Annotated in this window: 9 protein-coding genes; 6 read left to right on the top strand and 3 right to left on the bottom strand. The window is 55.5% G+C overall.

Going from position 1 to position 8,772, the window contains the following annotated elements:
- Positions 1-381 (bottom strand): response regulator (locus CAI21_RS21055; protein WP_147305194.1); only part of this gene is annotated, 381 nt, incomplete at its 3' end.
- A 555-nt stretch (positions 382-936) separates the two neighbouring features.
- Here CAI21_RS21055 and CAI21_RS21050 point away from each other — a divergent pair.
- The 6 genes from CAI21_RS21050 (at position 937) to CAI21_RS21025 (ending at position 6,602) form a co-directional block, all read left to right on the top strand.
- Positions 937-1,242 carry a hypothetical protein gene (locus CAI21_RS21050; protein ID WP_147305193.1) on the top strand — a complete coding sequence of 102 codons (306 nt, stop codon included), beginning with the start codon at positions 937-939 and terminating at the stop codon, positions 1,240-1,242.
- Between the two features lie 438 nt (positions 1,243-1,680).
- Positions 1,681-2,490 (top strand): phytanoyl-CoA dioxygenase family protein, encoded by an 810-nt coding sequence (locus tag CAI21_RS21045; RefSeq protein WP_220348988.1) that lies wholly within the window; start codon positions 1,681-1,683, stop codon positions 2,488-2,490.
- A 206-nt stretch (positions 2,491-2,696) separates the two neighbouring features.
- Positions 2,697-2,999: a hypothetical protein gene (locus tag CAI21_RS21040; RefSeq protein ID WP_116304100.1), complete on the top strand. Its 303-nt coding sequence runs from the start codon at positions 2,697-2,699 to the stop codon at positions 2,997-2,999.
- Between the two features lie 130 nt (positions 3,000-3,129).
- Positions 3,130-4,020 (top strand): EamA family transporter, encoded by an 891-nt coding sequence (locus CAI21_RS21035; protein ID WP_258868168.1) that lies wholly within the window; start codon positions 3,130-3,132, stop codon positions 4,018-4,020.
- Positions 4,021-4,383: 363 nt separating this feature from the next.
- A complete protein-coding gene (locus tag CAI21_RS21030) occupies positions 4,384-5,445 on the top strand; it encodes a GGDEF domain-containing protein (protein ID WP_220348986.1) in 1,062 nt (353 codons plus the stop codon).
- 227 nt (positions 5,446-5,672) lie between these two features.
- Positions 5,673-6,602 (top strand): DMT family transporter, encoded by a 930-nt coding sequence (locus tag CAI21_RS21025; protein ID WP_116304098.1) that lies wholly within the window; start codon positions 5,673-5,675, stop codon positions 6,600-6,602.
- A 47-nt stretch (positions 6,603-6,649) separates the two neighbouring features.
- On the opposite strand, the gene CAI21_RS25380 is transcribed toward CAI21_RS21025, so the two are convergent.
- Together CAI21_RS25380 and CAI21_RS21020 are read right to left on the bottom strand one after the other, a co-directional pair.
- Positions 6,650-7,000, bottom strand: coding sequence for a magnesium transporter (locus CAI21_RS25380; protein WP_258868169.1), 351 nt, complete (start codon positions 6,998-7,000; stop codon positions 6,650-6,652).
- Positions 6,913-8,004, bottom strand: a complete 1,092-nt coding sequence (locus CAI21_RS21020) for a magnesium transporter (protein WP_258868170.1) — start codon at positions 8,002-8,004, stop codon at positions 6,913-6,915. Before CAI21_RS21020 ends, CAI21_RS25380 begins: the two co-directional genes overlap by 88 nt.
- Positions 8,005-8,772: the final 768 nt, after the last annotated feature.

Raw genomic sequence — 8,772 nt, 5'->3', positions numbered from 1 at the left:
GGCAGGAAGCGCAACCAGCTTAAGGTTTTCCAGCACGGCGAGGAGGTCGGCCGCTTTGACTTCTTTCGGTAAAACCCCGATCGCGCCAAGGGCTCGGGCTTGCCCGACGTAGACTTCGCCTTCCTTGGAGGTATACATGATCACTGGGATCATGGCGGTCGCCGGGTCGTTCTTGATGCGGCGAACCGCTTCCAAACCATTCATCCCCGGCATCATATGGTCCATGAAGATGGCATCTGGCCGTTGATAGAGTAAGTATTCCAAGGCGGCTTCGGCGGAAGGAGCGGTATCGACAACGATGTCGTGGCGCTCAAGTTGGCGCTTTAAGAGCATGCGTGCGGAAGGAGAGTCATCGACGACAAGCGCGCGCTTATGGCTCATGGTTCATACCGTCCTTAGTGATAGTCGCTTATCGATCCAGCGCGATGTGGAACTAAGTCTCTGCCGTAAAACCAGATCTACCTAGGCTATAGTGGCCTATTCGCCGCCGCCCCCTTCGGTGTCCACTGAGGCGTACAACGTTCTCTTAACGATTCGTTTGCTGTCGGCGCTTGAGGGGCAGAATGTATCGCTTGCGACGAGTTCGCGAGCGGCTCCCTTTATTATTCTGTTTCTGACCAATCGCGCTATTGCACCCTAGTGTGCTTGTTTTGAGCGCTCGGAAAAGTGGCGAGTTCTGTCAAGGTTGCTGTTTAACTTAGGAATTATAAGACGGATTTGCCGGCTGTCTAGCCGGGGAAGCCAAGGCGCTGCAATGCTTCGGTCAAGAGTAAGCGCTAGCGGGGAGAAAGTTGGATTGTCTAGAAGAAGTATGAGGAAACACGGCGTATCGCTTGGGCGCGGCTTTTGCGTATCGCCAAAGGCTGCTTAAGCCCTCGGCCTCGCGTATACTGTCGCTTCTTGCGACAAGAAGCTGCGGAAGCATAGAGAATGCCTTTGTACAGAGTCCTCCTGCGTGGCGAAAACTTTCTCGTTAACCTGACCGGGGAACCGGAATTGCTCGGTTTCCATGTGACCCACTTTGTGAAGGCGGCTGCGGAAGAGGAGGCACAACAGATTGCCATCATCCGCACCCGGAAAGATCCGTATCTCACCGGCGTGTTGATGAACACGCGGGAAAATCCCACTCGGCTGGAAGCGGAGGCTATAGACCGCGTTTACTGGCCGTTCTGGCGTAAAAGCGGGCGCTACACGTTTTGGGAAATGAAGGCGCCGCTGAGCACTGGGCAGGACGATAGGTAAAGCGTGCTTGCCGCCTTCCTGTCCTACTGCGGGATGTGCTACTGACTGAGCGCCGAAGCCTGCGTGCCGCCTCGCGCTCTATCCATCCGTTCATTTGCCGGCTTTCTGCAATTTGGCAGTGTGTCCTGGTTAGGCGGTGCTTGCGCTCGCAAGGCTAGGGCCCGGCCCCGGAATCGGTCTGGGGCTGAGCTATGCGGCGAATCGATGGCGGCGGATGCCGGCCGATAACCTCCTGCTTTATCCTGATTTGGCGTTATCATCATTACCGTACAGGCGGCTGTCGCAGTTGGCGGTCTGGCAACACGCATTTTAGGGCTTGCTAGGGAGCGAGGAATTGCTCAGTGTGTCTAAGGAAACACTGAATCAGCCTTGCCGTGGGATAAGGGGCTATTTTGTTCCTGTTTCCTGAAATGGCAACGACGCGAGGGTTGTGGCGAAGTGAGTGGTCAGGACGCGCTAAAACGGGGTATGCCCGATAGCGGCTTTTCAGCCGATGAGGTAGAGCGCTTTGCGCGCGACGGTTTTTTGATCGCCCGTGATTTGGCGGAGCCGGCGATGTTAGAACGTATGCAGGCCGTGATTGACGATCACCTTGCTCGTCGCGTGCCGCCGCTGGAGCTTGAGGCCGAGTTGCAGTATCCGGGCGCTCCCGCTTCGACGGAGGTGCCTGGAGGGCAGGCAATCCGGCGTTTACGGCGAGCCTATGAGCGTGATGACGTGTTTCGCTACTGGCTAAGCGAGCCGGCTTTGCTAGCCCGACTTCAGCAATTGCTAGGCGAATCGGTGCTAATGACTTCCGCGCATCACAACTCCCTCATGACCAAACACCCGCGTTATAGCAGCGATAGTCTTTGGCATCAGGACATTCGGTACTGGCGTTATAGTCGGCGCGAGTTGGTTACTGCTTGGTTGGCGTTAGGAGAGGAGCATGAGCGCAATGGGGGGTTGCAACTGATTCCTGGCTCTCATCGCATGGATTTCGCGCCGGAGCGCTTCGACGAGGCTTTGTTTTTACGTCAGGATTTGCCGGAAAACCAAGTCTTGTTGGCGCGCCGGGTTGCCGTGACATTGCATCCTGGCGATGTCTTGTTTTTCCACTGCCGGTTGCTGCATGCCGCTACCCGAAATTACGAAGGCTTAACCAAGTGCGCGGTAGTGTTCACCTTTCGAGCGCCCGAGGATGTTCCTGAGCCTGGTAGCCGGTCCGCCTCGTTACCTGATGTTCCATTGCCGGTAGTTCGCTTCTGATGGTTAATCCCTTTTTGTCTCCAATTTGAGACATCTTGAATTTTCTTTTCATTGTGCTTGAATAACTTTGAAAGTCATGAAGCGAGCTGTTTCGGCTTTGTTGATTGCGCTTTCGACTACCGGAGTGCAGTGCTAAACGCGGCCTTCTGGTCGGGCGTTTGCGAAAGTGCCTGTGGAATAACCTTAATAAAAAGGATGGAACCTTCATGAAAGCTTCTGTATTAGGGCTTGGCGTTTTGGCGCTGAGCGTTTTTGTTGGCGGTACTGCCGTTGCTTCCGAACAGATTTGCACGGCTCAGCGCGCTGCCGCGGCTGACCTGGTCGAAGCCCGGGATAACGCCACGTCTGTGGATGAAGTTATCGCCGAGGTGCGCGCTGCTGCTAGTACCGACGCTTCCGCTGAAGTATTGAGCGAGTCCGTACACGTTTTGTATAATGACCCGTCCATGGACGCCGCCGCCGCTGCGGAGTTGATTTACGATCGTTGCATCGGCGCGCTCGGTAATTAGGTCTCAGAGGCGCTCGCCATCCCCATATCCCCCCGGCGGGCGTCTCACTACACTGTTTTTGCAAGTGGTGACTTCTTTAATTAGGGTTGTACGCTTGGAACTGGCATAATACCGGCTCCTTGAATTACCTGTGATTGCCGGCTCTATGTGGCTGCTGTGGTTGATTACCGCCATTTGGGCGTTCAGCTTTTCTCTAATCGATGTCTATTTAGCCAGATCCGTCGACAGCTATATCGCTGTTTTCCTCCGAATGCTCCTGGCAGCGTCCCTCTTTCTTCCTATTCTGCGCTGGAAGGCGTTGCGCGAACGAACGGCTTTCGTGCTTATGGCGATAGGTGGCGTACAGATCGGCATGACGTATCTGCTCCTTTACCACGCTTTTGCCTATCTAACCGTACCTGAAATTCTATTGTTTACGATTTTTACGCCGCTCTATATCACACTGATCGACGAGTTAGTGCTTAACCGTCAGCATGTGCCTCTTCGATGGTGGTTGGCGGCCGGGTTGGCGGTGTTTGGCGCTGCTGTGATTCGTTACGATGCCGTAAGCGAGGATTTTATCGTTGGCTTTCTGTTGATTCAGGCCGCAAACGTCTGTTTTGCCGCCGGGCAGATTGCCTATAAGCGCGCTTTGCTCGGGAGCGTTCGCGAGCAGGCACAAGTCTTTGGATGGTTCTTTATTGGGGCGCTCATCGTTTCGGGTATCGGTACGGCGCTATTCGGCGATTGGTCCCGGTCCCCTCAGACGGCGGTCCAGTGGGGGGTTCTGATATGGTTAGGGCTGGGCGCGTCTGGGCTCGGCTACTTAGGATGGAACATGGCGACCAAGTGGGTGAACACCGGCCAACTGGCGACCATGAACAACATGCTCATTCCCGCCGGGATACTCGTCAATTTCCTGTTCTGGAATAGAGACATCGATTGGTTGCGGTTGCTTATCGGCGGAACGATTATCGTGGCGTCGGTTATGTTGTGCCAGGCGAGGCGGGACCTAGCCACCCCGCTGGCGAGGGAATCGTAAACCCTTCTCACGCTTTGTTCGATTAGTGCTCTCCGCCACCCCGCGAGTAGAGAAGACGTACTGGTCTTTCCGCGTTAAGATGGTGATCGTTGAACAAGCCGGAGCGGCTCTGTACCTGCCAAGGGAAGTTGAATCCTGTGGAATTGGTACGCGCCGCCTGTCGCCAGGGACGCTAACCTTATGTCGGTGGTGCAGAGTTCGGCTTATATCGATGCCCCGTTAGACCGCCGGTAAGGCGAATAAGCAGTTTTAAGCAGAGAGAAGAACTCGCCGCACGCGAATGGGTGTGTTCGGCGGGCCGGCAAGCGACCAAAACAAGGCGCTGGGGCGCCGGCTTAGGTCGGAGCTATGGCACAGAGGTCTATGACCGCTTCCGTTCTGTGCCGGCTGGGGGAGAGCATGGGTCTACAAAGTATCGTCGAAGATTTCCGGCTGGCTATTCTGACGCTTCTCGGTGCTTGTGCTGTCTTCGGTTTATTCCCGTTTGCGATCTATCGCCTTCTGGCTGGCGACTATCTCATTGGAATTCTCGATGCGCTAATCGTATTTATCATCGCCGGGGGCGTCGCCCACGCATGGTGGAGCGGGCGGGTTGAGCTCGGGGCGCGCCTCATCGTTTGTGTTACCTGTAGCGGCGGTCTGTTAATGGCCCTTCTGCACGGCGATGGCGGGCTGTTCTGGTTGTACGTCGTATTTGTCGCCAATTTTTGTCTCGTTCGGGCACGCTTGGCCGTTGCGCTGACGGCGGGAACGATTGCGGTGTTGTTGCTCGTCGGCACTCCCTTTGAATCCGATTTACATGCCTGGGCATTTGTGACGACCTCGTCGATGGTCTGCGCGTTTATTCTGATCTTTGTAAAACAAGCCGAGCGTCAGCAGCGCCGACTGCGAGAGTTTGCCACCCGCGATCCGCTGACAGGGGTTGGTAACCGGCGAACCATGGAAGAAGAGCTGCAAATTGCTATTGCAGCCAAGGAACGCGACGAAGCCGGTTACGGAGTGATCATGTTCGATCTCGACCACTTCAAGCGCATTAACGATAGGTTCGGGCATGATGAAGGCGACCGGTTACTGATCAAGGTCTGTGAAATCGTGCGCAGGAGAAGTCGCCGTAACGACCGTTTGTTTCGCTTTGGCGGAGAAGAGTTCGTCGTTCTTTTATCTGGCATCGACGTGCATGGACTCTATGTTGCTGCTGAGCAGCTGCGGCAATCTTTGGAGGATGAGCTGAAAGATGTTGCCGATGGCGTTACAGCCTCGTTTGGCGCGGCGTTGCTTCAGCCAAAGGAAACGCAAGACGAATGGTTGCGGCGTGCAGATCGCGCACTCTATAGAGCTAAAGCGTCCGGCCGCAATCGGGTCGCACTGGCTGAATGTAGCCGAAAGCGAGCGGTTATTAGCAATACCGATGGCTCGCCGTCATAGTTTTTAAGCTTGACCTCGCTATTGTCGTCGGTGCAGGATGAAACGATGAACTATCAGGCATTTTCTCTTGTTTGGCGTATGCGCATGTCGGTCCGAGTGGCCCGACAGGATTGCCTGTGCGCTGGAGGAAGGTGCCCGACTTGATCGCTTAAACGACTAAACACCCTCTAAAGGCCGCAGAGCAAAGGTTCTGCGGCTTTTTTTGCCTTTAACAAGGAGTTATAAAAGTGTCGGTGCCGGCGGCGTATTTAGGAATCGTCATTATCTGGGCGACTACTCCCTTAGCTATCCAGTGGAGCGGCGATGACGTCGGGCCGATGTTTGGCTTGACCGCACGCATGGCTGTGGGAACGCTACTGAGCTTACTGCTGTTATGGGCGCTGCGTGTGCGACTTCCTTGGGATCGAGCCTCGATTCGCTGCTATGGCGCGGTGACGTTGGCGTTATACGGAACCATGACCTGCGGCTACTGGGCCGCACAATATGTGCCGTCGGGACTGTTATCGGTGATGTTCGGATTGACCCCGTTGGTGACGGGGCTTCTAGGTATGCTATGGCTCAACGAGAGAGCTTTTACTGGCGGTAAACTTATTGGTTTGTTAATGGCTTTGTCGGGGCTAGCCATCATCTTTCGCGCCGATTTATCGGCCTACCCGGATGCTTGGCTCGGTATTTGTTTGTTGCTGTTCGGCGTAACTTTAAACGGTGCCAGTATGGTATTGGTGAAGAGAAATGGCGCGACTCTTCACGCACTGGCTCAGTCCACGGGCGGTTTGTTGCTGGCGTTTCCCTGCTATGTGCTAACTTGGTTTTTGCTTGACGGCCTCGCGCTACCAGAGACGGTGCCTGTGCGAAATGTCTTTGCTATCGGTTATTTAGCCGTATTTGGTTCGGTCATTGGACTGCTTTTATTTTATTACGCGCTAAAGCGCGTAAACACGGGCTCGGTTGCCCTGATTACGCTGATTACGCCGGTGCTGGCGTTGTTTCTTGGGAGTTGGATTAATCACGAAGCGGTATCCGCCAGTGTTTGGATGGGGGCGGGCGTCGTGCTGGCCGGGTTGGCGCTTTACCAGTGGCCGTTACGGAGGCGCTCTATCGGCCCCCCGGTTCTCGGAGGCCGAAAGTCGCTTATTAATACCGACGAAGCTGAATGAAGTGTGGCCGAGGCATCGCCTCGGCCACTAGCAGATTGCATAGTCGTTTATACCGCAGCCGGCATCGTCAATAGCCAAGTGGCGACCGAGAAGTAGATAACCACGCCTGTGGCATCGGCAATCGATGTAATGAGAGGGGCGCTGGCTGTAGCCGGGTCGAACCTAAAGCGGCTTAACAGGAACGGCAAAGACATTCCAATCAGGCTGCCGACGATTACAACCATTACCATCGTTAAAGCGACGACCACAGCAATTTCCGGCCCGCCGCGGAAGACGCCGAGCAAGGAGACGGCGAGTGCCATGGTAATGCCTAATAGTGCTGCCACGCCGAGCTCGCGGCCGAGCATTCTGCCCCAGTCGCGCATCTGAACGTCGCCGGTTGCAAGTGCTCGTACCATGAGCGTGGCGGCCTGAGAGCCGGCGTTGCCCCCGGAGTCGATGAGCAAGGGCAAAAAGAAGACGAGCGCGACGTAGGCGGCAATGGTGTCTTCGAAATAGGCGATGCCGGCTCCGGAGAAAATATTGCCGAAAACGAGGACGACAAGCCAAAAACCCGCTTCTGATACAGCAGGGGAATGCTCGCGTCGCGTACGCTGGTGTCGAGTTTGCCGACGGTGCCGTGACGATGAAAATCTTCCGTAGCCTCTTCTTCGGCAACGTCCATTGCGTCGTCGTAGGTGACGATACCGACCAGACGCTGCTTGCTGTCGACAATCGGTAAAGCCAGTAAGTCGTACTTACTTATAAGGCCGGCGACCTCCTCCTGAGGATCTTCCACGTGAGCGTAGATGACCCCTTCGACCATCAGGTCGGACACCTTAGCGGAATTGGGAGCTACGATAAGATCGCGCAGGGACACCGTGCCGAGAATCTGCCGGTCGCGGTCGATGACATAGGCTTGGTAAATCGTTTCTTTGTCGGGCGCTTCGCTGCGCAGTCGTTGAATGGCTTGCCATGCCGTGAGCTCCGGCGCCAAAGTGGCGTAGTCGGAGGTCATAATGGCGCCCGCACTGCCAGTTTCATAACCGGCCAGCTTCCGAATGTCGTCGCGTTCGGCTTGCGCTAGGCCGGGCAGCAAGGTTTGCTGTTGCTCGGTATTAAGGCGATTGAACAAGTCCGCTCGCTCGTCTGCCGACATATGTTGGAAAATTTCTGCCAGATGCCGGCGGTTCAGCGAATCCGCCAATTCGACTTGCTCGTTCGCGGGTAAATAGCCGAAAACGGCTGCTCGCTTGTCGGGCGAGAGTGCTGAGAGCACACGCCAGGTGTCGTGACTGCCAAGCTCCGATACGCACAGCGCGAGGTCGGCCGGGTGAGTGTCTTCCAAAAGCTCTCGAAGAGTAGCTGCGTCTTTTTGCGCGAGGGTCTCGCGCACCGCATCGGCAAAAGTAGCAATTTGCATGATCTACCTCTGGCCGCCGCATCGGAGGGGCGGGAGGCAGGTAAGAGTGGCGAGGACAGCTTACCGTAGGCCCGACGCTGCAATGCGGCGAGTGTTTTCTCTATCAGCCTCCCTAACGGGGCGGCTACTGGGAACGTCCATACGGGATTGAAATTTCCTTAACAAAAGATAAGGGTGCGGCACTGTAGTCGACCGCTCTATCAGCGGTCAAGCGTTCGCGTTGAGCGGATTTAGATGGAGGGCTTGAAGTCATGGAGGAAGAACCTTATGTATGATTCCAGCCACACGGCTGTAAAGAAGATTAAGTATCGGTCGGGACAGTTGTGCAGCAACAAGGCTACCCGTAAATCGTTTTTGCACAGCGATACTAGTAGCCGAATCGAGACAGCGTGCTAATAATAGGCCTTCATGCTTGAATTTGCCTGTTCAAAGCCCTTGTTCGGGTTCCTGACAGAGTGCGGTCGCCCTTGGCAAGAACGTACTAGAGGTCGCGAATGCGAACGACGTTTCTCGCATTGTGCCATGTCTTCAACCGACTTGGGTCCGCATACGTCGGCCAACTTGTCAGTGTTCGAGCGGTGGGTTGCCCCACGAGTGAGTGCTGCGGGGTGGCGAGCTGTGCAGGCAGTCCGAGAAGGATTATGCGGTACCTTATTAGGCTGTTTTCCGCGCCCGCTTGGGCAAGGGGTAGGTGATATTGGTACACTTCTCGGTAGAATAAAGCGGGTATTAAGGTAGGCCGTGCCGGCACCAGCCGATTGCGGTTAG

The organism is Alkalilimnicola ehrlichii, from assembly GCF_003399765.1.
Lineage (GTDB): Bacteria > Pseudomonadota > Gammaproteobacteria > Nitrococcales > AK92 > AK92.
Note: the sequence above shows the minus strand (reverse complement) of the source record. Positions and strands in the feature narration are given on the sequence as shown.

What these genes read in the sequence shown, in the direction of transcription:
- CAI21_RS21040 (WP_116304100.1), top strand. Translation starts at nt 2,697, where the DNA reads ATGAAAGCTTCTGTATTAGGGCTTGGCGTTTTGGCGCTGAGCGTTTTT.
- CAI21_RS21030 (WP_220348986.1), top strand. Translation starts at nt 4,384, where the DNA reads ATGACCGCTTCCGTTCTGTGCCGGCTGGGGGAGAGCATGGGTCTACAA.
- CAI21_RS25380 (WP_258868169.1), bottom strand. Translation starts at nt 7,000, where the DNA reads ATGGTACGAGCACTTGCAACCGGCGACGTTCAGATGCGCGACTGGGGC.
- CAI21_RS21020 (WP_258868170.1), bottom strand. Translation starts at nt 8,004, where the DNA reads ATGCAAATTGCTACTTTTGCCGATGCGGTGCGCGAGACCCTCGCGCAA.